The sequence below is a fragment of the Mesorhizobium sp. M1D.F.Ca.ET.231.01.1.1 genome, assembly GCF_003999155.2.
In the GTDB taxonomy this organism is placed as follows: Bacteria; Pseudomonadota; Alphaproteobacteria; order Rhizobiales; family Rhizobiaceae; genus Mesorhizobium.
In genome coordinates this window covers 1-284 of record NZ_RZOZ02000277.1, presented here as the reverse complement: position 1 = coordinate 284, position 284 = coordinate 1, and the positions used below count along the sequence as shown (strand labels likewise).

General features: G+C 63.0%; 1 protein-coding gene. It reads left to right on the top strand.

Features of this window, described 5'->3' with window-relative positions; genetic code table 11:
• Positions 1–284 (top strand): hypothetical protein (locus tag EN874_RS33290; protein WP_135884753.1); only part of this gene is annotated, 284 nt, incomplete at both ends.

The window sequence follows — 284 nt, the reverse complement described above, 5'->3', positions numbered from 1 at the left end:
TGAATTCCGGCATCTTCTGGCCGGACCTCGGCTCGACTCGCATCGCGGCGATCACGCCTAGCGAAGGCTTCGCGCTCGACCGCCAGACCAGCCCGGATGCCGACGTCTTCCGGGTGACGCTGAACCCCGGCACGGTGGTCACATTCGTGGCCGAGCTTGCCTCGCCGAAGCTGCCCCAGGTCTATCTTTGGGAACCTGAATCCTACAAGGACTCGGTCAATTCCTACACGCTGTTTCGCGGCATCGTCATCGGCATAGCCGGGCTTCTGGCGCTGTTCCTGACG